The organism is Staphylococcus sp. ACRSN, assembly GCF_022346615.1.
Classification (GTDB): domain Bacteria; phylum Bacillota; class Bacilli; order Staphylococcales; family Staphylococcaceae; genus Staphylococcus.
Genome location: NZ_JAKRNS010000016.1, coordinates 1 through 25,697, shown reverse-complemented (window position 1 = coordinate 25,697; position 25,697 = coordinate 1). Strand labels below are relative to the sequence as shown.

General features: G+C 34.5%; 23 protein-coding genes, 4 tRNA genes and 1 rRNA gene. All 28 read left to right on the top strand.

What is annotated here, in order from left to right; translation table 11 throughout:
- Window positions 1–203: 203 nt before the first annotated feature.
- A complete protein-coding gene (gene ispE / locus MHZ36_RS13040; protein ID WP_239232151.1) occupies window positions 204–1,052 on the top strand; it encodes a 4-(cytidine 5'-diphospho)-2-C-methyl-D-erythritol kinase in 849 nt (282 codons plus the stop codon).
- A gap of 17 nt (window positions 1,053–1,069) precedes the next feature.
- Window positions 1,070–1,894, top strand: a complete 825-nt coding sequence (purR, locus tag MHZ36_RS13035; protein WP_239232150.1) for a pur operon repressor — start codon at window positions 1,070–1,072, stop codon at window positions 1,892–1,894.
- Window positions 1,895–1,912: 18 nt separating this feature from the next.
- The gene (locus MHZ36_RS13030) at window positions 1,913–2,287 is read left to right on the top strand and encodes a RidA family protein (protein ID WP_239232149.1); all 375 of its coding nucleotides are present in this window, start codon (window positions 1,913–1,915) and stop codon (window positions 2,285–2,287) included.
- Window positions 2,288–2,349: 62 nt separating this feature from the next.
- Window positions 2,350–2,661 (top strand): septation regulator SpoVG, encoded by a 312-nt coding sequence (gene spoVG / locus MHZ36_RS13025; protein WP_239232148.1) that lies wholly within the window; start codon window positions 2,350–2,352, stop codon window positions 2,659–2,661.
- A gap of 476 nt (window positions 2,662–3,137) precedes the next feature.
- A complete protein-coding gene (gene glmU / locus MHZ36_RS13020; protein WP_239232147.1) occupies window positions 3,138–4,493 on the top strand; it encodes a bifunctional UDP-N-acetylglucosamine diphosphorylase/glucosamine-1-phosphate N-acetyltransferase GlmU in 1,356 nt (451 codons plus the stop codon).
- Window positions 4,494–4,646: 153 nt separating this feature from the next.
- Window positions 4,647–5,612, top strand: a complete 966-nt coding sequence (locus tag MHZ36_RS13015; RefSeq protein ID WP_239232146.1) for a ribose-phosphate diphosphokinase — start codon at window positions 4,647–4,649, stop codon at window positions 5,610–5,612.
- 134 nt (window positions 5,613–5,746) lie between these two features.
- The gene (locus MHZ36_RS13010; protein WP_239232145.1) at window positions 5,747–6,394 is read left to right on the top strand and encodes a 50S ribosomal protein L25/general stress protein Ctc; all 648 of its coding nucleotides are present in this window, start codon (window positions 5,747–5,749) and stop codon (window positions 6,392–6,394) included.
- 201 nt (window positions 6,395–6,595) lie between these two features.
- On the top strand, window positions 6,596–7,168 hold the full coding sequence (pth, locus tag MHZ36_RS13005) for an aminoacyl-tRNA hydrolase (protein WP_239232144.1): 573 nt from the start codon (window positions 6,596–6,598) through the stop codon (window positions 7,166–7,168).
- A complete protein-coding gene (mfd, locus tag MHZ36_RS13000; RefSeq protein ID WP_239232143.1) occupies window positions 7,165–10,680 on the top strand; it encodes a transcription-repair coupling factor in 3,516 nt (1,171 codons plus the stop codon). The genes pth and mfd overlap by 4 nt, the downstream gene beginning before the upstream one ends.
- On the top strand, window positions 10,667–12,208 hold the full coding sequence (locus MHZ36_RS12995) for a polysaccharide biosynthesis protein (RefSeq protein WP_239232142.1): 1,542 nt from the start codon (window positions 10,667–10,669) through the stop codon (window positions 12,206–12,208). The genes mfd and MHZ36_RS12995 overlap by 14 nt, the downstream gene beginning before the upstream one ends.
- The gene (locus tag MHZ36_RS12990; RefSeq protein WP_239232141.1) at window positions 12,208–13,395 is read left to right on the top strand and encodes a MazG nucleotide pyrophosphohydrolase domain-containing protein; all 1,188 of its coding nucleotides are present in this window, start codon (window positions 12,208–12,210) and stop codon (window positions 13,393–13,395) included. The genes MHZ36_RS12995 and MHZ36_RS12990 overlap by 1 nt, the downstream gene beginning before the upstream one ends.
- A gap of 2 nt (window positions 13,396–13,397) precedes the next feature.
- Window positions 13,398–13,661, top strand: a complete 264-nt coding sequence (locus MHZ36_RS12985) for an RNA-binding S4 domain-containing protein (protein ID WP_239232140.1) — start codon at window positions 13,398–13,400, stop codon at window positions 13,659–13,661.
- A 19-nt stretch (window positions 13,662–13,680) separates the two neighbouring features.
- Window positions 13,681–14,079 (top strand): FtsB family cell division protein, encoded by a 399-nt coding sequence (locus MHZ36_RS12980; RefSeq protein ID WP_239232139.1) that lies wholly within the window; start codon window positions 13,681–13,683, stop codon window positions 14,077–14,079.
- Window positions 14,080–14,179: 100 nt separating this feature from the next.
- Window positions 14,180–14,578: a S1 domain-containing RNA-binding protein gene (locus tag MHZ36_RS12975; protein WP_239232138.1), complete on the top strand. Its 399-nt coding sequence runs from the start codon at window positions 14,180–14,182 to the stop codon at window positions 14,576–14,578.
- Between the two features lie 190 nt (window positions 14,579–14,768).
- Window positions 14,769–16,058 carry a tRNA lysidine(34) synthetase TilS gene (gene tilS / locus MHZ36_RS12970; RefSeq protein ID WP_239232137.1) on the top strand — a complete coding sequence of 430 codons (1,290 nt, stop codon included), beginning with the start codon at window positions 14,769–14,771 and terminating at the stop codon, window positions 16,056–16,058.
- A gap of 2 nt (window positions 16,059–16,060) precedes the next feature.
- Window positions 16,061–16,597: a hypoxanthine phosphoribosyltransferase gene (hpt, locus tag MHZ36_RS12965; RefSeq protein ID WP_239232136.1), complete on the top strand. Its 537-nt coding sequence runs from the start codon at window positions 16,061–16,063 to the stop codon at window positions 16,595–16,597.
- Window positions 16,598–16,900: 303 nt separating this feature from the next.
- Window positions 16,901–18,973, top strand: a complete 2,073-nt coding sequence (gene ftsH, locus MHZ36_RS12960; protein ID WP_239232134.1) for an ATP-dependent zinc metalloprotease FtsH — start codon at window positions 16,901–16,903, stop codon at window positions 18,971–18,973.
- 200 nt (window positions 18,974–19,173) lie between these two features.
- Window positions 19,174–20,055 carry an Hsp33 family molecular chaperone HslO gene (hslO, locus tag MHZ36_RS12955; RefSeq protein ID WP_239232132.1) on the top strand — a complete coding sequence of 294 codons (882 nt, stop codon included), beginning with the start codon at window positions 19,174–19,176 and terminating at the stop codon, window positions 20,053–20,055.
- 156 nt (window positions 20,056–20,211) lie between these two features.
- The gene (gene cysK / locus MHZ36_RS12950; protein WP_239232130.1) at window positions 20,212–21,147 is read left to right on the top strand and encodes a cysteine synthase A; all 936 of its coding nucleotides are present in this window, start codon (window positions 20,212–20,214) and stop codon (window positions 21,145–21,147) included.
- A 201-nt stretch (window positions 21,148–21,348) separates the two neighbouring features.
- Window positions 21,349–22,161, top strand: a complete 813-nt coding sequence (folP, locus tag MHZ36_RS12945; protein WP_239232128.1) for a dihydropteroate synthase — start codon at window positions 21,349–21,351, stop codon at window positions 22,159–22,161.
- Window positions 22,130–22,495, top strand: coding sequence for a dihydroneopterin aldolase (gene folB, locus MHZ36_RS12940; protein WP_239232127.1), 366 nt, complete (start codon window positions 22,130–22,132; stop codon window positions 22,493–22,495). The genes folP and folB overlap by 32 nt, the downstream gene beginning before the upstream one ends.
- The gene (folK, locus tag MHZ36_RS12935; protein WP_239232126.1) at window positions 22,495–22,974 is read left to right on the top strand and encodes a 2-amino-4-hydroxy-6-hydroxymethyldihydropteridine diphosphokinase; all 480 of its coding nucleotides are present in this window, start codon (window positions 22,495–22,497) and stop codon (window positions 22,972–22,974) included. Before folB ends, folK begins: the two co-directional genes overlap by 1 nt.
- A 263-nt stretch (window positions 22,975–23,237) precedes the next feature.
- The gene (lysS, locus tag MHZ36_RS12925; RefSeq protein ID WP_239232125.1) at window positions 23,238–24,725 is read left to right on the top strand and encodes a lysine--tRNA ligase; all 1,488 of its coding nucleotides are present in this window, start codon (window positions 23,238–23,240) and stop codon (window positions 24,723–24,725) included.
- A gap of 468 nt (window positions 24,726–25,193) precedes the next feature.
- Window positions 25,194–25,308 (top strand): 5S ribosomal RNA (gene rrf, locus MHZ36_RS12920).
- Between the two features lie 12 nt (window positions 25,309–25,320).
- A tRNA-Val gene (locus MHZ36_RS12915) sits at window positions 25,321–25,396 on the top strand.
- A 13-nt stretch (window positions 25,397–25,409) separates the two neighbouring features.
- Window positions 25,410–25,485 (top strand) — tRNA-Thr (locus MHZ36_RS12910).
- Between the two features lie 6 nt (window positions 25,486–25,491).
- Window positions 25,492–25,564 (top strand) — tRNA-Lys (locus tag MHZ36_RS12905).
- A gap of 13 nt (window positions 25,565–25,577) precedes the next feature.
- Window positions 25,578–25,652 (top strand) — tRNA-Gly (locus MHZ36_RS12900).
- Window positions 25,653–25,697 lie beyond the last annotated feature (45 nt).

Below are 25,697 nucleotides of genomic sequence, written 5' to 3'. Positions count from 1 at the left end.
TAGAAATAATTTTATGTATGATTTTTTATATTGTAAAATATTTTGTTAAGTGATGATTTGTTAAACAAGTTGAGTATCAACGTGAAGTGATTTTGATAGGTATACGGCATATTTATTTAACTTTTAATAAAACCAGCAAATCTGCACAAACAATATGTTAAAATCGTTGTATTACCATATCGTAAGTGAAAGAGGGTGGACATATGATCTATGAAACAGCGCCAGCAAAGATAAATTTGACGTTGGACACACTCTTTAAAAGAGATGATGGTTTTCATGAAGTTGAAATGATTATGACGACAATAGATTTAAATGATCGCTTGTCATTTGAATTGCGACAAGACAACAAGATTGTTGTTGATGTTGAACAAACTTATGTTCCCTCTAATAGTAAGAATTTGGCATATAAAGCTGCAGAATTAATGAAAAAAGCCTATAATTTACAGCAAGGTATTACAATTACAATAGATAAAAACATCCCAGTTTCAGCTGGATTAGCAGGTGGATCAACGGATGCTGCAGCGACGATGAGAGGGATGAACCGCCTCTATAAACTAAATAGGCCATTAGAAGAACTATGTGAACTTGGTATTTCGATAGGGACTGATATTCCGTTTTGTATTTATGGTAGAACTGCATTGTGTAGGGGTAAAGGAGAGAAAATTGATTTTTTAAACAAGCCTCCTTCTGCATGGGTTGTTGTAGCAAAACCGAATATTGGAATATCTTCGCCAGATATATTTAAAAAATTAGATTTAAATCAATTGCATACCATCAATACCGAGGACTGCAAAGCAGCTTTAAACACAGGGAATTATGAATTATTGTGCAGTAGTCTTTCAAATCAATTGGAGCCTATTTCGAGCAAAGTGTGTCCTGAAATTTTAAAAATAAAGCGTAATATGCTGACAAACGGTGCAGATGGCGCAGTGATGAGTGGCAGTGGACCAACAATTTATGGACTTACGCAAAAAGAACGCCAAGCAAGGCATGTATTTAATGCCGTGAATGGCTGTTGTAATGAAGTGTATTTAGTAAGATTATTAGGATAGGAGAAGGGATGAGCTAAATGCGTTATAAAAGAAGTGAACGTATCGTTTATATGACCCAATATTTGATGAATAACCCAAATAAATTGATACCATTAACATATTTCGTACAAAAATTTAAGCAAGCTAAATCTTCAATAAGTGAAGATGTGCAAATTATAAAAACGACTTTCCAAAAAGAAAAACTAGGAACTGTCATTACAACTGCAGGTGCAAGTGGTGGTGTGACGTACAAGCCGAAAATGAGTAAAGCAGAAGCTAATGAAGTTGTTGAAGACATTATTGGTAGATTGCAAGAAAAAGATCGTCTGTTGCCTGGAGGTTATTTATTTTTATCAGATTTAATGGGAAATCCAACACTATTGAATCGCGTAGGTAAATTAATCGCAACTATATATATGGATGAAGAATTAGATGCAATAGTAACGATAGCTACAAAAGGTATCTCACTTGCGAATGCAGTGGCTAATGTGCTGAATTTACCAGTAGTAGTTATCCGCAAAGATAATAAAGTAACTGAAGGTTCTACTGTATCGATTAATTATGTTTCTGGTTCTTCTCGTAAAATAGAAACAATGGTGTTGTCTAAGCGTACATTACCAGAAAATTCTAATGTCCTTGTAGTAGATGATTTTATGCGCGCAGGCGGATCTATAAACGGTGTTATGAATTTAATGAATGAGTTTAAAGCACAAGTTAAAGGGGTATCCGTACTAGTAGAATCAAAAGAAGTTAAACAAAGATTGATTGAAGATTATACTTCCTTAGTTAGACTATCTGATGTAGATGAATACAATCAAGAATTTAAGGTAGAAACAGGCAACAGTTTAACTAAATTTTCTTAAAGGAGCGAATACGGCATCATGAACACAATAAATACACCAAAGGCACCTGAAGCATTGGGGCCATACTCACATGCAACTGAAATTAATGGTCTTGTTTTTACATCAGGACAAATTCCACTTAACTTAGATGGCGAAATTGTCAGTGACGATGTAAAAGCGCAGACGACACAAGTATTAGAAAATTTAAAAGTTGTATTAGATGAAGCTGGATCAGATTTAGATTCAGTAATTAAAGCTACAATTTTTATTGCTGATATGAATGAATTTCAAAATATAAATGAAGTTTACGGCAAGTACTTTGACACACATCAACCAGCAAGAAGTTGTGTTGAGGTAGCTCGATTACCAAAAGATGTTAAAGTAGAAATTGAATTAATAGCGAAAGTAAAATAAGGGAATATAATTTTTAATGCAATTGTTAAGCTTCTAACAAAGATACTAGGGGGGCTCACTACATGAAAGTGACAGATGTAAGACTTAGAAAAATACAAACAGATGGAAGAATGAAAGCACTTGTATCAATTACATTGGATGAATCATTCGTTGTACATGATTTACGTGTAATTGAAGGCAACACAGGTCTTTTCGTCGCAATGCCAAGTAAGCGTACACCAGATGGTGAATTCCGAGACATCGCGCATCCAATCAATTCTGAAATGAGACAGGAAATTCAAGATGCTGTGATGAAAGTATATGAAGAAACGGATGAAGTGATTCCTGATAGAAATGCACAACCTTCATCTGAAGATTCGAATGAGGAAGCTTAATATTTAAACAATTTGAGATGTTGTAAAGTGATTAATATCATAAAAAGAAGGTGAGATTGTTCTTAATAGAATGATTTTCACCTTCTTTTTTGTTATTTTCAATAAATATAATTTTGAAAATTAATTTAAAATATAAAGGTGACAAAAAATAAAAAATACCAAGAAATTTATTAATCGACATATTTTTAATCAGATTATGAATGGTATTTTTAAATATGAAGTAATTTAAATAGCTAGTACTAGATTTTTAAATACATAATATAGCAAAATTGATATTGAAAATGTACATGCTTACATTGCTAAAGTAAAACGGTTTCTAAAAATTGGAAAGATGACAAAATAATGGTAGAGAATTTTCAATAAAATGCATGAAAAAGTATTCATTATTTAATATCGGTGCTTTGAGCCTTGAAAGTGGTACTAGCGTTAAATTATAATAGTAAAGAAGTGTATATTTTAATGGAGGGTTAACATACATGCAAAGACATGCAATCGTACTCGCAGCCGGCAAGGGTACACGTATGAAATCAAAGAAATACAAAGTGTTACATGAAGTTGTAGGTAAATCTATGATTGAACATGTTGTGGATAATGTAAGACAATCAGGTGTCGAACAACTTGTAACAATCGTAGGACACGGCGCAGAAAGTGTCAAAGCAACTTTAGGTGATGATTCACTTTATAGCTTTCAAAAAGAACAATTAGGGACTGCACATGCAGTTAAAATGGCAAGTGAACATTTAAAAGATAAACAAGGTACAACATTAGTCGTTTGCGGTGATACGCCATTGATTACACAGCAAACTTTAGAAGCACTAATCATGCATCATGAAACAAATCATGCACATGCTACAGTACTATCAGCAACTGCACCCAATCCATTCGGTTACGGTCGTATTATCAGAGATGCAGATAATCATTTAGTTAAAATTGTGGAGCAAAAAGATGCAATGTCATCAGAACAACAAGTAAATGAGATTAGTTCTGGTATCTTTGCTTTTGACAATCAAATTTTATTTGAAAAATTGGAAGAAGTTAAAAATGATAATGCACAAGGTGAATACTATTTACCAGACGTTCTCTCATTGATTTTAAATGATAATGGTGTGGTAGAAGTTTATCATACAGATGATTTTGATGAAATCATGGGTGTTAATGACCGAGTTATGTTAAGCGAAGCGGAACGTGCTTTTAGATGTCGTATTAATGAGTACCACATGCGTAATGGCGTGACAATCATAGATCCTGCTACGACCTTCATAGGTGCAGATGTAGTCATTGGAGAGGATACAATTATTGAACCTGGTGTGAAATTAGCAGGTGAAACTGTGATCGGTTCCGATTCAATTGTGGGTCAATATTCTGAAATAACAAATAGTGAAGTTGGTTCGGAAGTAACGATAAAGCAATCTATTATCAACGAAGCTGCTATAGCAGATGAAGTGACAATTGGTCCATTTGCTCAATTACGTCCAGGTGCTGATTTAGGTAAAAAAGTTAAAGTAGGTAACTTTGTCGAAGTTAAAAAATCAGTGGTTAAAGAAGGGGCGAAATTACCTCATTTAAGTTATATCGGTGATGCAGAAATAGGTGCACGTACAAATGTTGGTTGTGGTTCTATTACAGTGAATTACGATGGTGTGAACAAATTCAAAACGATTATAGGTAATGATTCTTTCATCGGCTGTAATACAAACTTAGTGGCACCAGTAACTTTAGGAGATCGTTCATTTATAGCAGCGGGTTCTACAATTACAGACAATGTTCCAGAAGACAGTTTGGCACTTGCAAGATCAAAACAAACGACAAAAGAAGGCTATCTTAAAAAGTAAGTGTGCATTGTTTAGAAAAATTAATGTTATCTGTTAAGTTAAAGATAACTATAAATTAGGTAACTCGAACCGAAAGAACCGTGTTAAGAAATAATATAATTTTGCCATATACGTAAATAAAACTAATTGAACGAATTAATTGGAGGACTATAAATGTTAAACAATGAGTATAAGAATTCTGCTTTGAAAATATTTTCTTTGAAAGGTAATGAACCGTTAGCCCAAGAAGTAGCAGATAAAGTTGGAATCGAACTAGGAAAATGTTCAGTGAAACGCTTTAGTGATGGTGAAATTCAAATCAATATTGAAGAAAGTATACGTGGATGTGACGTGTTTATTATTCAACCAACTTCATATCCGGTAAATCTTCATTTAATGGAATTGCTAATCATGATTGATGCATGTAGACGTGCTTCAGCTGCAAATATAAATATTGTAGTACCTTATTATGGTTATGCTAGACAAGATAGAAAAGCAAGAAGCCGTGAGCCAATCACTGCTAAATTAGTAGCAAACTTAATTGAAACTGCCGGAGCAGATCGCATGATTGCATTAGACTTACATGCACCACAAATCCAAGGGTTCTTCGATATGCCAATTGATCATTTAATGGGTGTACCTATTTTAGCTGAACATTTTAAAAACGAAACAAATATTGATTTGGAAGAATGTGTAGTAGTATCTCCAGACCACGGCGGTGTGACGAGAGCACGTAAACTTGCAGATATTTTAAAAACACCGATTGCAATTATCGACAAACGTAGACCGAAACCAAATGTAGCGGAAGTAATGAATATTGTAGGTGATATTCAAGGCAGAACAGCAATTATTATTGACGATATCATTGATACAGCTGGAACAATTACATTAGCTGCTCAAGCATTAAAAGATAAAGGCGCAAAAGAAGTTTATGCTTGTTGTACACACCCAGTACTCTCTGGTCCTGCTAAAGAACGTATTGAAAATTCAGCGATTAAAGAATTAGTAGTTACAAATTCGATTCAATTAGAAGATAGTCGTAAACCAGACAACACCAAAGAATTATCTGTAGCTGGTTTATTAGCGCAAGCAATTATCAGAGTTTACGAACGTGAATCTGTCAGTGTGTTATTTGACTAAATTATACAATAACGGTATAATAATCCCGTTCGTGATTTAACGGACATAATAAACACTTGCAAGCAACATTATGTTGATGGGTAAGTGAGGGGCTCTGTATATTCAGAGCATATGATGAAAGGTGGAAAATGAATATGGCTGCATTAAAGTCAATTATTCGTCAAGGTAAGCAAACGCGTGCTGACCTTAAAGCAATTAGAAATATCGGTAAAGTACCAGCTGTTGTTTATGGTTTTGGTACTAAAAACGTTTCTGTTAAAGTTGATGAAGTTGAATTTATCAAAGTTATCCGTGAAGTAGGTCGTAATGGTGTTATCGAATTAGGCGTTGGTTCTAAAACTATTAAAGTAATGGTTTCAGACTACCAATTCGATCCACTTAAAAACCAAATTACACATATCGACTTCTTAGCTATCAACATGACTGAAGAACGTACTGTTGAAGTACCAGTTCACTTAATTGGTGAAGCAGCTGGTGCTAAAGAAGGCGGCGTTGTTGAACAACCATTATTTAATCTTGAAGTAACAGCTACTCCAGATAACATTCCTGAAACTATCGAAGTAGACATTACAGAATTAAATATCAACGACAGTTTAGCTGTTGAAGATATCAAAATTTCTGGTGACTTCACAATCGAAAACGAAGCTACTGACTCAGTAGTAACTGTTGTTCCTCCAACTGATGAACCAACAGAAGAAGAAATCGAAGCAATGGAAGGCGATTCAGAAACTGAAGAACCAGCTGTTGTAGGTGAAGAAAAAGAAGAAACAGAAGAAGCTTAATTCTAATGTTTGTTTTTTGAATAAACGTTGTCATTTAGACAGCATTATGAATATAGAAAAGCACCATGCTTAATACGTTAAGCAGGTGCTTTTTTATGTTATTATAGTGAGTGATACTAGAAAAAAAGAGTGTATTTCTTTTATAAAAGAATATCCAGTATATTTGTTTTATTATAAAGAATTATAAATGGAGGTAACCTGATGAAGTGTATTGTAGGCTTAGGCAATATTGGAAAACGTTTTGAATTAACAAGACACAATATTGGCTTTGAAGTTATAGATTATCTTTTGGAACGTAATCAGTTTACGTTAGATAAGCAAAAGTTTAAAGGGGCGTATACGATTGAACGTATTGCTGGTGAAAAAGTAATGTTTATCGAACCGCTAACCTTAATGAATTTATCTGGAGAAGCGGTAGGTCCATTAATGAAATATTATGATATTCAAACAGATGACTTACTTGTTTTATATGATGATTTGGATTTACCTCAAGGAGAAATTAGGCTCCGTCAAAAAGGAAGTGCGGGCGGTCATAATGGTATGAAATCTATTATTCAAGCTTTAGGTACAGATCAATTTAAGCGTATTCGTATAGGTGTAGATAGACCATCAAATGGTATGGCGATTGTCGATTATGTGTTGCAGCGATTTTCTGAACAAGAAATGAAAACAATGAATAAAGTAATAGAACATTCTGCACGTGCGGTCGAAGCATTTATTGAAACGTCTCGATTTGATTACGTGATGAATGAATATAATGGTGAAGTAAATTGAAATCAATAATTACAGAGTATATAAATGAAGACAAACGTTATCAAGAACTGAATGAAGTATTTGGTAAGGAGAATGTACTCGTTACCGGTTTATCTTCGGCGGCTAAAGTGACAATAATAGCTGAAAAATATTTAAATAGTTCGAAGCAACTATTAGTTGTGACGAACAACTTGTATCAGGCAGATAAACTAGAAAGTGACTTATTACAATTCGTAGAGTCAAATCAAATTTATAAATATCCTTTACAAGACATAATGACCGAAGAATTTTCAACACAGAGCCCTCAATTTATGAGCGAACGCGTGCGAACTTTAACTGCACTTGCTCAAGAAAAGAGAGGCTTATTTATCGTTCCATTAAATGGTTTAAAAAAATGGTTAACGCCAGTAGAGATGTGGCAAGCTCATCAATTGTCAATTGCTGTTGGAGATGATATTGAAATAGATGACTTGTTAAATAAGTTAGTTAATATGGGTTATCGCAGGGAAAGTGTTGTATCTCATATTGGGGAATTTTCTTTACGTGGTGGCATTATTGATATTTATCCGTTGATTGGAGATCCGGTAAGGATTGAATTGTTTGATACAGAAGTTGATTCTATTCGTGATTTTGATGTTGAAACACAACGTTCTGAATCAAACTTGGAGCGCGTAGAAATAACGACTGCAAGTGACTATATCATTACAGATGAAGTCATTCGTCATACTAAAGATAAATTGAAAGAAGCTTATGAAACGACAAGGCCAAAGATAGATAAATCTGTACGTAATGATTTAAAAGAAACATATGAAAGTTTCAAGTTGTTCGACGCATCATTGTTTGATCATCAATTATTACGTCGTCTTGTGGCATTTATGTATGATACACCAACGACGCTCATTGATTACTTTAAGTCCGATGCTATCATTGCTGTAGATGAATTCAACCGAGTGAAAGAAACAGAAACTACGCTGACTACAGAAGTAGATGATTTTATTCAAAACTTAATTGAAAGTGGTAAAGGATTTATTGGTCAAACTTTCTTAGAGTATGATGGATTTGAAGCTTTGCTAAAAAATCATCCAGTTACGTTCTTTACGCTGTTTACAGCGACAATGTCTGTGCCAATTCAAGATATTATCAAGTTTTCTTGTAAACCAGTACAACAATTTTATGGTCAATACGATATTATGCGTTCGGAATTCCAACGTTATATAAAAAATGATTATACTGTTGTCGTGTTAGCAGAAACAGAAGTTAAAAAAGATAGAATTCAATCCATGTTGAATGAAATGCATATACCGACATTTATAGATAGTGCAAACGAAAATCACAATACAGGGAGTGCCATTATTACAGAAGGAAGTCTTTCTGAAGGCTTTGAACTTCCTTATATGCAACTCGTTGTTGTGACTGAACGAGAGTTATTTAAATCAAAGCAAAAAAAGAAACCAAAACAACAAAAAACGTTAACCAATGCTGAAAAAATCAAGTCATATCAAGATTTGAAAGTTGGTGACTATATCGTTCATATACATCATGGTGTTGGACGGTATCTAGGTGTAGAAACCTTAGAAGTTGCGGGTGTTCATAAAGATTACATTAAGCTTCAGTACAAGGGGACAGATCAATTATTTGTACCCGTTGATCAAATGGATCAGGTTCAAAAATATGTAGCTTCTGAAGATAAGTCTCCGAAATTAAATAAACTCGGTGGTACAGAATGGAAAAAAACTAAAGCCAAAGTACAACAAAGTGTCGAGGATATTGCTGATGAATTGATTGAACTGTATAAAGAACGTGAAATGTCTGTAGGTTATAAATACGGTCCGGATACAGCAGAGCAAAATGATTTTGAATTAGACTTTCCATATGAATTAACGCCAGACCAAAGTAAATCAATAGATGAAATAAAAGGCGACATGGAAGTTGAAAAACCAATGGATAGATTGCTTTGTGGAGATGTGGGTTACGGTAAGACAGAAGTTGCAGTCCGTGCAGCATTTAAAGCGGTTATGGAAGGTAAACAAGTTGCATTTTTAGTACCTACAACCATTTTGGCGCAACAACACTATGAAACTTTGATTGAACGTATGCAGGATTTTCCAGTAGATATTCAATTAATCAGCCGATTTAGAACTACAAAAGAGATTAAAGAAACAAAAGAAGGCCTGAAATCTGGATTTGTTGATATTGTCGTAGGTACGCATAAATTATTAGGTAAAGATATACACTATAAAGATCTGGGCTTACTTATCGTAGATGAAGAACAGCGTTTTGGTGTAAGACATAAAGAGCGTATTAAGACAATGAAGACGAACGTTGATGTATTAACTTTAACAGCGACACCGATACCAAGAACGTTACACATGAGTATGCTTGGGGTCAGAGATTTATCGGTTATAGAAACACCACCTGAAAATCGTTTTCCGGTTCAGACCTATGTATTAGAGCAAAATACAAACTTTATTAAAGAAGCGCTCGAAAGAGAAGTATCTAGAGAAGGGCAAGTATTTTATTTATATAACAAAGTCCAATCTATATACGAAAAGCGTGAACAATTACAAATGCTTATGCCTGATGCGAGTATTGGCGTAGCCCATGGACAAATGAGTGAACGTGATTTAGAGGAAACGATGTTAGGTTTCATCAACCATGAATACGATATTCTTGTTACTACGACCATAATTGAAACGGGTGTAGATGTTCCAAATGCGAACACTTTAATTATCGAAGATGCAGATCGATTTGGGTTAAGTCAATTGTATCAACTAAGAGGACGCGTAGGTCGCTCTAGTCGAATTGGATATGCATATTTCTTACATCCGACAAATAAAGTCTTAACCGAATCTGCTGAGGAACGATTACAGGCAATTAAAGAATTTACGGAATTAGGTTCTGGTTTTAAAATTGCAATGCGGGATTTAAATATACGTGGCGCAGGCAATTTATTAGGAAAGCAACAGCATGGCTTTATTGATTCAGTTGGATTTGACCTGTATTCACAAATGTTAGAAGAAGCGGTTAATGAAAAACGAGGTATCACTGAAGAACAAGCAGATGCACCAGAAGTAGAAATAGAATTAAATATTGATGCTTATTTACCAGCAGAATATATTCAAAATGAGCAAGCGAAGATCGAAATATATAAAAAACTACGTAAAATTGAATCAGAAGCGCAATTAATTGATATCAAGGATGAATTGATAGATCGCTTTAATGAATATCCTGTAGAGGTTGAACGTTTATTGGATATGATGGAAATTAAAGTTCATGCATTGCATGCAGGTGTCACTTTAGTAAAAGATACAGGTAAACAAGTAGAAATCTATATGTCTGAAAAAGGCACGAAAGACATCAATGGGGAAAGTTTATTTAAACTAACACAACCGCTTGGTCGAACGATGAAAGTCGGTGTTCAAGATGGTAAAATGAAAGTATCGTTAAGCAAAACTAAGACTTGGTTAGAAAATTTGAAATTCTTGGCAAAATGTATTGAAGAAAGTATGGCAAATTTAGATGAAGCAGAATAAGAAGCAACTAACACAACATTCAGCATTTAATGGTGTCGTAATATTAACTGTTGCATTAATTGTTGTGAAAGTCTTGAGCGCTATATATCGTATACCGTATCAAAATATATTAGGTGACGAAGGTCTATATGCATATCAACAGATATACCCTTTTGTTGCTCTAGGTGTTATTTTAACGATGAATGCAATTCCTAGTGCTGTGACACAAACATTTGGCACAACTGGTAAAGATGGTCAATATTCTAGGGTGGCCGTTGTGTTACAGTTGCTGAGTAGTGTATGTTTTATAATCTTATTAATTAGCGCAAAATGGATTGCATTATTTATGGGGGATATACATTTAGCGCCTATGTTGCGTGCTGCGAGTTTGAGTTACTTATTTGTTGGTATATTGGGTGTGCTTAGAGGATACTATCAAGCTAAACAAGAAATGCATATACCCGCGATTTCACAAGTGATTGAACAAACAATCAGAGTCGGTATAATTATGGGCGCTGTTGCATTGTTCCTTACGAAAGATTGGTCAATATATCACGCAGGGACCGTAGCCATTATTGGTTCTGCAGTTGGTTTTTTAGCGTCGAGTTTATTTTTGTTACAGAAGAAACCATTTCATTTTGTGCGTAAAGGTACTGAAATCGAATGGAAGCAACTGAGTATTGCGATTGTCATTTTTGCCGTTAGCCAACTGATTGTGATTGTGTGGCAAGTGGTTGATAGCTTTACTGTGATACACGCATTGATGAGTGCAGGAATGGACTTTAAAGATGCAGCAACTCAAAAAGGTATATATGATCGTGGTGCTTCATTTATTCAAATGGGATTGATAGTAACGACAACTTTCAGTTTTGTACTTATTCCGTTATTGACGGAAGCAATTAAAGAAAGGCAACACGTTCGAATTAATCGATATGCAAATGCGTCACTGAAAATTACATTGTTAATTAGTGTTGCTGCCGGCATTGGTTTAATTAATTTGCTACCATTAATGAATAGTGTGTTTTTTAAATATGATAGCCTAACGGGAACATTAGCAATTTATATGTTAACAGTCATTTGTGTTTCGTTAATAATGATGGATATCGCATTACTGCAAGTACGACAGAGAGTAAGAGAAGTATTGGTTGCATTTCTTATAGGTGTTGTAAGTAAAGTGTTGATGAATATAATATTTATTCCACATGTATTAATGTTAGGTGGCAGTATAAGTACCGTGCTATCGCTTATCATATTTGCAGTATTATTGCACAGACAGGTGTTAAAATTTTATAAATTCCAATCGATGACTAAGTTTGTAGTTAAATTAATTGTAACGATGGGTCTATTGACTATTGTCGTACAATTTATATTGTTTATTATAACTACAGAAACACGTATCGGCGGATTAATAGAGTTATTGATTGCAGCGAGTGTAGGAATAGGTGTTATCATTTTTGCTATTGTACAAATGCAATTGTTGAGTTATAGAGAACTTAAACATTTGCCATTTGGAGATAAGCTCTATCATATGAAGAGAGGGAAACGTTAATGGCACAGCGTATTACAATTGTAGGTTTAGGAAATCACGGCTTAGATGATTTACCTTTAGGTATTTATAAGTTTTTGAAAAATCATACACAAGTTTATACTAGAACGCTAGATCATCCAGTGATTCTATCGCTACAAGAAGAAGATATTACATTTCAAAGTTTTGATACGATTTATGAAAATAACGCAGCTTTCGATGATGTGTATGAAGCAATTGTTAACCAATTAATTGAAAAAAGTAAAAAGGAAGATATAATTTATACTGTTCCTGGTCATCCTAGAGTTGCAGAAACTACAACAGCCAAACTTGAAGCCTATGCAGTTGAGCATGATGACATAGAAGTTGAAGTTTTAGGTGGGAAAAGCTTTATCGATGACATATTTGAAGCGGTAAAGATAGATCCAAATGATGGTTTTACTATGCTTGATGGTACTGCTATTCAATCGGAGCAATTAAATGGTCGAAACCATACATTGATAACACAAGTCTATAGTGCGATGGTAGCTGGAGATCTGAAAGTGACTTTGATGGAACGATATCCAGATAATCATCCTGTACATATTGTAGATGGTGCAAAGGGTAACGATGCAAATGTTACAGAAATAGAATTGTATGAGTTAGATCATGATGATACATTATTTACCAATTTAACTAGTGTATTTATACCTAAGTTGAAAAATGAGCGAGATTATTATAGTGATTTTCAATTTGCAACACAGGTGATAGAACGACTCGTGGATGATGAACATGGTTGTCCATGGGACAAAGTTCAAACACACGAATCATTAAAGCGTTATTTATTAGAAGAATCATTTGAACTATTTGAAGCTATAGATAATGAAGATGACTGGCATATTGTTGAGGAGCTCGGAGATATATTATTGCAAGTACTATTGCATGCAAGTATTGGCAAAAAATCTGGATATTTCGATATAAATGAAGTGGTTGAGAGTTTATCAGCTAAAATGATTCGTAGACACCCACATATTTTTGCTGAAGAAAAGGCAGATAACATAGAAGATTTGAAAACAATCTGGTCAACCGCCAAGTCGAAAGAAGGAAAGGTTGAAAGAGTTAAATTTGAAAAAGTGTTTGCAGAGCATTTCTTGACGATGTATGATAAAACCAAAAATAAGCCGTTAGACGAGACAGCTTTAAAAAATATTTTAGAGCAAGGAGGGAACTAAAAATGAGATTAGATAAATATCTCAAGGTGTCTAGATTAGTAAAACGCAGAACACTCGCAAAGGAAATCAGTGATCAGGGTCGTATAAGTGTAAATGGTTCAGTTGCTAAAGCAGGAACGGATGTAAAAGAAACAGATGAATTAGTTATACGTTTTGGTCAAAAAGTGATTACTGTAAAAGTTACAGGATTAAGTGAACATGCAACAAAAGAAAACGCAAAAGGCATGTATGAAATTGTTAAAGAAGAAAAAGTCAGTGAAAATTAGAAAAGGAGGTGACAAGCGAATGAGTAAAAAAGTTGAACAGATAGGAAATACTTTTACCTCAGCTGAAAATAGAAAGAAACAGCAACAAAAAATGAGAAATCGCGTTGTGCGTAAACGTGTTACATTTTTTGGTGGTATATTACTAGCTATTATTATTATTTTATCCATTATGCTTGTCACTCAAATACAAAGTAATAACAATGATGCGGTCGAGCGTCAACAAAAAGAGCAAAAATATCAGAAGCAACAAGACGAAGAATTAGCTTTAAAAGAGAAACTAAATAACCTAAATGATAAGAGTTATATAGAAAAAATTGCACGCGATGATTATTATTTAAGTAATGATGGTGAAGTCGTGTTTAAGTTGCCAGGTGACAAAAGTACAGGTCAAGAAAAATCGTCAAAAGAGGATAAATAAGAAAATTTATTTTTTTGAATCATAATACCATTGTTAAATTGTGTAAACAGGCATATAATAAAGTTAAAATCGAAACGAATCGGGAGGATTTATTTACACTATGTCAATCGAAGTAGGAAACAAGCTTAAAGGTAAAGTCACTGGAATCAAAAAGTTTGGCGCGTTTGTCGAACTTCCTGAAGGGAAAAGTGGCTTAGTTCACATAAGTGAGGTTGCGGATAATTACGTAGAAAACGTAGAAGATCATTTAACTGTCGGAGATGAAGTTGAAGTTAAAGTGCTTTCAATTGCCGACGATGGAAAGATAAGTCTTTCAATTAAAAAAGCAAAAGATCGTCCTCGTAAACCGCAAAGTAAACCAAGTTATAAACAACCACAAACAAAACCGGAAGATTTTGAGAAGAAATTAACGAATTTCTTGAAAGACAGTGAGGATAAGTTAACTTCTATTAAACGTCAAACAGAATCTAGACGTGGTGGTAAAGGCGCTAAGCGTTAAGTATTATAGAGTATAAAGACTGTTTCAAGGAAATATAGAAGGTTGTTGGAAATAAGCTTGTAGGATATAAATAAGTTTGTCACTATCAATCAAAGGCTGTTTTCTTATTAGAGGAAACAGTCTCTTTTTTATTGTATAGTTAATTATGCTGCAGATGGATATATGAAATATGTGAGTGAGGTGAAAAAACATGGAGATAAATAGTGAAGGATGGCATAGTGATAGTCATATTGTTGTAGCGGTTTCCACTGGTATCGATAGTATGGTGTTATTACATCAATTGATAAAGCATTATAGTCATTCGTATAAAAAAATCACCTGTTTGCACGTTAATCACGGAATTAGAGACATCGCAACAAAAGAAGAACAATTTATAAAGCAGTATTGTGAGCAAAATAACATTGAGTTATTTGTATATAACCTAGATTTATCACATGTTATAAACGCAGGAAACAGTATTGAAACTGAAGCAAGAACTATGCGTTATGGTTGGTTTGATATAATGATGAAGAGACTTAACGCGGACGTTTTATTGACTGCACATCATTTAGATGATCAAATTGAGACGGTTTTTTACAGAATTATGACCGGGCGTTCTACACGTAGTAAATTAGGAATGGAATACAAAATGAGACGCAATAGTTATCTCATTGTAAGACCGTTTTTAAATGTAACTAAAAATGAAATAAAGTATTATCAGCATGAGTGGCAAGTACCATTCTATGAAGATGAAACAAATAAAGATAATAAGTATGTGAGAAATGATATACGTAACCGTTTATTGCCAGAGATTGATAACAACATGCATTTGTCGACACATCAATTGCTTAAATTGAAAGACTGGCATGATGAACAAATGGACGTTATTCATCAAGAGGCTAATCATTTTATTGATAAAAAAGTCACTAACCATCACAATATAACTAAAATTGTTTTTTCAAGAAATGAATTTTTAGAATTACGTCATGGTGTTAAAATGATTGTATTAGATAAGTTAACTGAAAAATTAGCATTAGAACAACCGATATCTGAAAAAACGTATGAAGTATGGTTTAAACAAATTGCCAGTAACATTGCACAATGTACTTTATATGCAACAGATAAATGGATAATTCATATCGCTTATGATAAATTTATCTTAATGGCAAATTATGAACAAGCGCTTTCTCAAATTAAGGTGAATGAACCGGGTGCATACACTTTTGGTCATTATACTATTGAAATTATAAACATCTTACCGGTAGAGAACTACCCATTGACGATTAGGACTCGGCAAGATGGCGATAAGTTTCAATTAAATGGTGACAATGGTCATAAAAAAGTGAGTAGGTTATTTATTGACGAGAAAATAATACAACAACAACGTGACGAAATGCCTGTAATAGTTAATGCCAAAGAAGAAATACTTGCAGTTGGGACTTTGTTTTTAAAGCAAAAATATAATGAATTCATATTAATAAGAAACGTGGGAGAGGAATAAAAATGCATGATGATTTGAAGGAAATACTATTAAGCGAGGAAGATTTAAACCAAATTTGCAAAGATTTGGGTGCGAAAATCACTGAAGATTATAAAGGAAAGCCGTTAGTTTGTATCGGAATATTAAAAGGATCAGTGATGTTTATGGCTGATTTGATTAAACGCATCGATACACATTTGGCAATCGATTTTATGGATGTTTCAAGTTATCATGGAGGCACGGAATCAACAGGTGAAGTACAAATATTGAAAGACCTAGGTTCATCAATTGAAAATAAAGATGTATTAATTATTGAAGATATCTTGGAAACTGGTACTACATTAAAATCAATTACTGAGTTATTACAATCACGTCGTGTAAACTCATTAGAAATTGTAACGCTTTTAGATAAGCCAAACCGTCGTAAAGCAAATATTGAAGCAAAATATGTTGGTAAAAAAATCCCTGATGAATTTGTAGTGGGATATGGTTTAGATTATGCAGAACATTATAGAAATTTACCGTATATTGGAACACTAAAGCCTGAAATTTATTCATAAGCAAGTAAATTTATTCAATTGCTAAGTTATTGTATACTATAGTTTCTAGACTGATAAAATAGTCTAATATAAATAGAATAAAAATTGATGGAAATTAATCAATTTTTTAATTCACTGATTACGACAATTTATACAAAATACGATTAGTAGTTTTAGTTAGTGTTTATCGGGAAATAATTTAAAAATTAAACTAAAACAATAGAAATTGTAAGCATCGTGCAAAAGTTGAAATACTAGCCTTTGACAGTCGCGTTATGTTACAATTTTTGTTAGTTTTATTATTGAAGTAGGAGGAAACGACGCATGCAGAAGGCCTTTCGTAATGTGCTAGTTATTGCAATCATTGGCGTTATTATATTCGGCTTGTTTTCGTGGCTCAACGGCAATGGAAATATGCCAAAACAACTTACATATAACCAATTTGTAAAGCAGTTAGACAAAGGTGACCTTAAGTCACTTGAAATTCAACCAGAACAAAATGTCTATATGGTAAGTGGTAAAACGAAAAAAGGTGAAGATTATTCTTCAACTATTTTATATAACAACGATAAAGAACTTGAAAAAATAACTGACAAAGCACAAAGTCAAGATGGATTGAAATTTACAGTTAAAGAAGAAGAAAAACAAAGTGTGTTTGTTAGTATTTTAACAACACTTATTCCAGTATTAATAATTGCCCTTTTATTTATTTTCTTCCTTAGCCAAGCTCAAGGTGGCGGCGGCGGTGGCGGTCGTATGATGAACTTTGGTAAATCCAAAGCTAAAATGTACGACAGTCAGAAAAAACGTGTACGCTTCTCTGATGTAGCAGGTGCAGATGAAGAAAAGCAAGAGTTAGTAGAAATTGTTGACTTCTTAAAAGATAATAAGCAATTTAAACAAATGGGTTCACGTATACCTAAAGGTGTATTATTAGTGGGTCCTCCGGGAACAGGTAAGACATTACTTGCTCGTGCAGTTGCAGGTGAAGCTGGAACACCGTTCTTCTCAATCAGTGGTTCAGACTTCGTTGAGATGTTTGTTGGTGTAGGTGCAAGTCGTGTACGTGACTTGTTTGAAAATGCTAAGAAAAACGCACCATGTATTATTTTCATCGATGAAATTGATGCAGTAGGTCGTCAACGTGGCGCAGGTGTAGGCGGTGGTCACGATGAACGTGAACAAACGCTTAACCAATTACTTGTTGAAATGGATGGTTTTGGTGAAAATGAAGGTATTATCATGATCGCAGCTACGAACAGACCAGACATTCTTGACCCTGCATTATTACGTCCGGGTCGTTTCGACAGACAAATCCAAGTAGGACGACCAGATGTAAAAGGCCGTGAAGCGATTCTACATGTTCATTCTAAGAACAAACCATTAGATGAGACAGTAGACTTGAAAGCAATCTCTCAAAGAACACCAGGGTTCTCTGGTGCAGATTTGGAAAACTTATTAAACGAAGCATCACTTATTGCTGTACGTGAAGGTAAGAAAAAAATAGACATGCGAGATATTGAAGAAGCAACAGACCGTGTTATTGCAGGTCCAGCTAAAAAATCACGTGTTATTTCTGAAAAAGAACGTAACATTGTGGCTCATCACGAAGCGGGTCATACGATTATCGGTATGGTTCTTGATGAAGCAGAAGTTGTACACAAAGTTACTATTGTTCCTCGTGGTCAAGCAGGTGGGTATGCTATGATGCTACCTAAACAAGATAGATTCTTAATGACTGAGCCAGAATTATTAGACAAGATTTGTGGTCTTCTTGGTGGACGTGTATCAGAAGATATTAACTTCAATGAAGTTTCAACTGGTGCATCAAATGACTTTGAACGTGCAACGCAAATTGCGCGTCAAATGGTTACTGAATATGGTATGAGTAAAAAACTTGGTCCAATTCAGTTCTCAAGTAGCAGTAATGGCCAAGTCTTCCTTGGTAAAGATATGCAAGGTGAACCAGAATATTCTGGTCAAATTGCTTATGAAATCGATAAAGAAGTACAACGTATTATCAAAGAACAATATGAGCGTTGTAAAGATATTCTATTAGAACATAAATCTCAATTGAATTTGATTGCTGAATCGTTATTAACGGAAGAGACTTTAGTAGCAGAACAGATTCATTCATTATTCTACGATGGTGTATTACCAGAAGTAGATTATGATAGTGCTGAAGTAGTTAAAAAAGATAGCTCTGAATTCGAAGAAGGTAAATATGGAAAATCATATGAAGACGTTCGAAAAGAACAATCATTAGACGATGTTCGTGAAGATGAGCACGATAAAGAAAACGAAGGTGAAAGTGAAGCAACAGGTCACGAACAATCACCGACAATCGATAAACCAAGCAATCCAAGTGATCCAAATGATCCAAGTCATAGAAATTAATGACTAAACTATAACGTCTCTTTTTGCTATCATAGTGGATAGTAGAAAGAGACGTTTTTTCTATATTAACGGAATGATTTCAAACAGATGTTTAGCATTTTTTAATATGAACCAGTAAAATAAGTTGAACTAAAAATGAAATAAAATGATGTGTAGAATTAGATATAAGCACATGAGCATATAAAAGGAGAAATGATGTAATGACGAATGATTATATTGTAAAAGCATTAGCTTTTGGAGGACAAATACGTGCGTATGGTGCGCTGACTACAGAAAGTGTTCAAGAAGCACAAACGAGACATTATACATGGCCGACTGCCTCAGCAGCACTTGGTAGAACTATGACAGCAACAGTGATGATGGGGGCAATGTTAAAAGGCGAACAAAAATTAACCGTTACTGTTGATGGTAAAGGACCGATTGGTAAAATTATTGCAGATGCAGATGCGAAAGGTAATGTGCGCGGCTATGTTACTAATCCACAAACACATTTCCCATTAAATGATATTGGAAAATTAGATGTACGCAGAGCAGTTGGTACGGAAGGTTCATTAACTGTTGTAAAAGATGTGGGAATGAAAGATTATTTTTCAGGTTCTAGTCCAATTGTGTCAGGAGAACTTGGAGAAGATTTTACTTATTACTTTGCTAAAAGTGAACAAACACCTTCATCAGTTGGGTTAGGTGTATTAGTAAATCCTGATAATACAATTAAAGCTGCAGGCGGATTTTTACTACAAGTTATGCCAGGTGCTGAAGATGCAACAATCACAAAATTAGAGGAAGCAATTAATAATATGACACCTGTTTCTAAATTAATTGATCAAGGACTGACACCAGAACAAATTTTATTTGAAATATTAGGTGAAGAAAATGTGCAAATTTTAGAAAATGTTCCTACGCAATTTGAATGTAATTGTGGACATGATAAATTTTTAACTGCAATTAAAGGATTAGGTGAAGCTGAAATTATTAGTATGATTAATGAAGATCATGGTGCAGAAGCAGAATGTCATTTTTGTAGAACGAAGTATAATTTTACAGAAAATGAGTTAGAAGCATTGTTAGAGAGCGGGAACTAAATTATTGTCCTGAAGGCGTTCGATGTACATTAAGTAAAGTGAAAAAATAAAATTAAGGTTTCATAGTTGTATTTACAGAAAAATCTGATAAAATATATACTATATCCGATAAAAAAAGTATGCATTTAAACTTTTTAACGAAAAGGAGCTTTACTAATGACAAACAACAAACCAGTAAACAATATTGTAGAAGTAATCGGTAATACACCGGTAGTTAAATTAAACAACGTTGTGGATGAAAATTCAGCTGACGTTTATGTAAAACTTGAATATCAAAATCCAGGTGGCTCTGTAAAAGACCGTATCGCATTAGCGATGATTGAGGAAGCTGAAAAAGCTGGCAAAATTAAACCGGGTGATACGATTGTTGAACCTACAAGTGGTAATACAGGTATTGGTTTAGCATTTGTATGTGCTGCAAAAGGTTATAAAGCAGTATTTACAATGCCTGAAACGATGAGTCAAGAGCGTCGTAATTTATTAAAAGCATATGGTGCAGAGTTAGTATTAACACCTGGATCAGAAGCTATGAAAGGCGCAATCAAAAAGGCAAAAGAACTTAAAGAAGAGTTTGGATATTTTGAGCCACAACAATTTGAAAACCCAGCGAACCCTCGTGTACACGAATTAACAACTGGTCCAGAATTAGTTGAGCAATTTGAAGGTAAAACAATCGATGCATTCTTGGCAGGCGTAGGTACTGGTGGTACTTTAAGTGGTGCTGGTAAAGTCTTGAAAGAGAAATATCCAGATATAAACTTAGTAGCAATCGAACCAGAAGATTCACCAGTATTGAGTGGTGGCGAACCAGGACCACATAAATTACAAGGTTTAGGTGCTGGATTTATTCCTGATACGTTAAATACTAATATCTATGATGAAATCATTAAAGTAGGTAATGAAATTGCGATGGAAACATCACGTGAAGTTGCTAAAGCTGAAGGTATTTTAGGTGGTATTTCTTCAGGAGCAGCGATTTATGCAGCAATTCAAAAAGCTAAAGAATTAGGCAAAGGTAAGACAGTTGTCACAGTATTACCAAGTAACGGTGAACGTTATTTATCTACACCTCTATATTCTTTCGACGACTAAAAATGCGTTGAATTGACCGGCCACAATGAGTTGTGTGTGCCGGTTTTTTTTGTGTTAAAGTTGGCGCTGGAACCTGTAAGTTACTAAATTGAAAAGTGGGATGAGTATTTGCCACTGAAAAATTTTAATATTCACGTTATTATAGAAAGGTAATAGTATATCTTAATTGTGATGGGACACAATGAAAGGAAGTAGACAACAATGGCACGAACAAAAATTATGGGTATATTAAATGTTACACCAGACTCTTTCTCGGATGGCGGTCAATACGATACAGTGGAAAATGCGATTAAAAGAGCGGAAGCAATGATTTCGGAGGGTGTAGATATTATTGATATCGGAGGTATTTCCACGCGACCTGGTTTTAAAGAAATTAGTATTGAAGAGGAAATGAATCGTGTGGTTCCAGTCGTCAAAGCTTTAAGTAGATTAGATGTAGTGTTATCGGTTGATACTTATCGAAGCGAAATAGCAGAAGCCGTTATGCAACTTGGCGTAGAAATAATAAATGATCAATGGGCTGGAAGTTATGATGAACGTATTCTTGATATTGTTGCGAAATATGATGGCGAAATTGTACTGATGCATAATGGTGATGGTAATAGAAATATACCAGTTATGGAAGAGATGTTATTATACTTGTTGAAACAAGCGAATAAAGCTGAAATGAAAGGTATATCTAAAGATAAGATATGGATTGACCCAGGCATTGGATTTGCGAAGACACGTGAAGAAGAGCGAGAAGTAATGTCGCGATTAGATGAACTTGTAGCAACAGATTATCCAGTGCTTCTTGCTACAAGCAGAAAAAGATTTATTAAAGAAATGATTGGTGAGGAAAAGCCACCAACAGAACGTGATGAAGCAACTGCTGCAACAACTGCGTATGGCATAATGAAGGGCGTGAAAGCAGTCAGAGTACATAATGTTCAATTGAATGCGCGAATTAGTCAAGGTATGGATTATTTAAAGGAGAATGAAGATGAACGACATAATATTTCTGAATGGTCTTAAGTTTTATGGTTATCATGGTGCGTTAGCTGCGGAAAATGAAATTGGACAAGTTTTTAATGTAGATATTATTTTGAAAGTTGATTTGAAACCAGCTGGTATATCTGACGATGTGACTGATACGGTACACTACGGTGAAGTGTTTGAAGATGTAAAGGCTATCATGGAAGGCGAGCCAGTAAATTTATTAGAGCATCTAGCTGAACGTATTGCAAAACGTATAAATTCACACTATAATCGTGTAATGGAAACGAAAGTTAGAATCACTAAAGAAAATCCGCCTATCCCAGGTCATTATGATGGTGTTGGGATTGAAATAGTGAGGGAGAATCGATAATGTTAAACGCATATTTGGGGTTAGGAAGTAATATAGGAGATAGAGAAGCGCAGCTTAATGAAGCGATTAGAATTTTAAACAACTCGAATGGTGTGGAAGTGACCAATACATCACCTATATATGAAACAGAACCTGTAGGATATGTTGATCAACCACAGTTTTTAAATTTGTGTTTAGAGGTTCAAACTTCATTAACTGCACAAGATTTATTAAAGTTATGTATGGAAACGGAACAGCAACTACATCGAGTTAGAGACATACATTGGGGACCTAGAACGTTAGATATTGATATACTTTTGTATGGTAATCAAATTATTGATGACTCTAATTTGATTGTGCCTCATCCGCGTATGATTGAACGTGCATTTGTACTAATTCCATTGAATGATATCGCAACGAATGTTGTTGAACCACATTCTAATAAGAAGATAGGAAATTTAGTGACTCCAGATAATTCTGTTAAGAAATATAAAAAGTGATAGTTTTTCATTTAAGAAAAAATTGAAATTGCTTTATTACATTTGCGTCGTCTAGTAGAATTAAAATGTGAAAAGGTTGGCGTAATGGAAATGCGCAAACATGCATCATGATTTCTTAAAGGTGTTCGTGGTAATGGTAAGATGCCCCTTCAATCAAGTTGAAGTAGAATAACAAGTGATTGATATTTTGTAAGAATTCCAAATTGAAATCAAAGCAGAAGAATTAGAAAAAGTAGAACAAGAAGCATAAAGGAGAGACAGTTATGTCAGAAGAAATGAATGACCAAATGCAAGTCCGTCGCCAAAAATTACAAGAGCTAATTGATTTAGGTATTGATCCTTTTGGTCAAAAATTTGAACGTACAGCTATGGCAGAACCATTGCATACAGATTGGGATCAATTTTCTAAAGAAGAATTACAAGAAAAAGAAGATGAAAGCCATGTAACAATAGCAGGTCGTTTGATGACTAAGCGTGGTAAAGGTAAAGCTGGATTTGCACACGTACAAGACTTAACAGGACAAATTCAAATATATGTTAGAAAAGATCAAGTCGGAGAAGAACAATTTGAATTGTGGAATGCTTCAGATCTAGGTGATATCGTAGGCGTAGAAGGTGTAATGTTCAAGACCAATACTGGCGAACTTTCAGTTAAGGCTAAATCATTCACACTATTAACGAAATCATTACGCCCATTACCAGATAAATTCCATGGTTTACAGGATATCGAGCAACGCTACCGTCAACGTTATTTAGATTTAATTACAAATCAAGATAGCACACAAACATTTATCAATCGTAGTAAAATCCTACAAGAAATGCGTAACTATTTAAATAATGCAGGTTTTCTAGAAGTTGAAACACCAATGATGCACCAAATTGCAGGTGGTGCTGCAGCGCGTCCGTTTGTGACACATCACAATGCATTGGATGCAACGTTATACATGAGAATTGCAATTGAACTGCATCTTAAACGTTTGATTGTGGGTGGTTTGGAAAAAGTATATGAAATAGGGCGTGTGTTCCGTAACGAAGGTGTATCAACTCGTCATAATCCTGAATTTACTATGATTGAGTTATATGAAGCTTATGCAGATTATCATGATATTATGGATTTAACTGAAAATATGATTAGACATATTTCTGAAAAAGTACTAGGCACTGCAAAAGTACAATATGGTGAACAAACAATTGATTTAGAGTCTAAATGGAGACGTGTGCATATGGCAGATGCTGTAAAAGAAGCAACTGGTGTAGATTTCTATGAAGTTAAAACTGATGAAGAAGCTAAAAATTTAGCTAAAGAGCATGGTATTGAAATAAAAGATACTATGAAATATGGTCACATATTAAATGAATTCTTTGAACAAAAAGTAGAAGAAACATTAATCCAACCTACATTTATATACGGACATCCTATTGAAATATCACCTTTAGCGAAAAAAAATCCTGAAGATCCAAGATTTACAGATAGATTTGAATTGTTTATTGTAGGTAGAGAGCATGGTAATGCATTTACTGAGCTAAATGACCCAATCGATCAACGTTCTCGTTTTGAAGCGCAACTTGTCGAAAAAGAACAAGGAAACGACGAAGCGCATGAAATGGACGAAGACTTTATTGAAGCATTAGAATACGGTATGCCTCCAACAGGTGGTTTAGGTATTGGTATAGATAGACTTGTGATGCTACTAACTGATTCAGCTTCTATCCGTGACGTACTATTATTCCCTTATATGAGACAAAAATAGTAATTAAATAAAGAAGCGTGTATACATAACTTATGTATACACGCTTCTTTTTTACAAGAAATAATTGCCATAAACCAATATCAAGAGGGGTTATAACAATAATTAACCAGACTTTTATAAAATAATAACGTAATAAGATACAAATAGTTAACAAAAACTAATAAAATAGAAAAATATACTAAAAAAGGTGTAGCATATAACTTATTCCTATGATAAACTTATTCAAGTCGAGTTGAGGTGAAACGAAACCAACAAGACGCAAGCAATGAATAAGAAATTGTTTTAAAACAATTTCAAAAAAGTATTGACTTAATTACAGAAATGAAGTAATATAAAAAAGTCGTCAAAAACAACTTGTTGATATCGAAAGTTTTGTAAAAGCTTCGTTAAGAAAATGTCAACACAGTGTAAAATTGACCATTGCAAAAAATAAACAAACAATGTATTATTGATTAAGTAAGTTAATTGTCTGGTGGCAATAGCAAAGAGGTCACACCTGTTCCCATGCCGAACACAGAAGTTAAGCTCTTTAGCGCCGATGGTAGTCGGACTTACGTTCCGCAAGAGTAGGACGTTGCCAGGCATTAAATATAACGGAGGATTAGCTCAGCTGGGAGAGCATCTGCCTTACAAGCAGAGGGTCGGCGGTTCGAACCCGTCATCCTCCACCATTCAAATGAATATGCCGGCCTAGCTCAACTGGTAGAGCAACTGACTTGTAATCAGTAGGTTGGGGGTTCAAGTCCTCTGGTCGGCACCATTTCATGAGCCATTAGCTCAGTTGGTAGAGCATCTGACTTTTAATCAGAGGGTCAGAGGTTCGAATCCTCTATGGCTCATCAGTTTCACTTTGCAGAAGTAGTTCAGCGGTAGAATACGACCTTGCCAAGGTCGGGGTCGCGGGTTCGAATCCCGTCTTCTGCTCCATTATTTTTGCCGGGGTGGCGGAACTGGCAGACGCACAGGACTTAA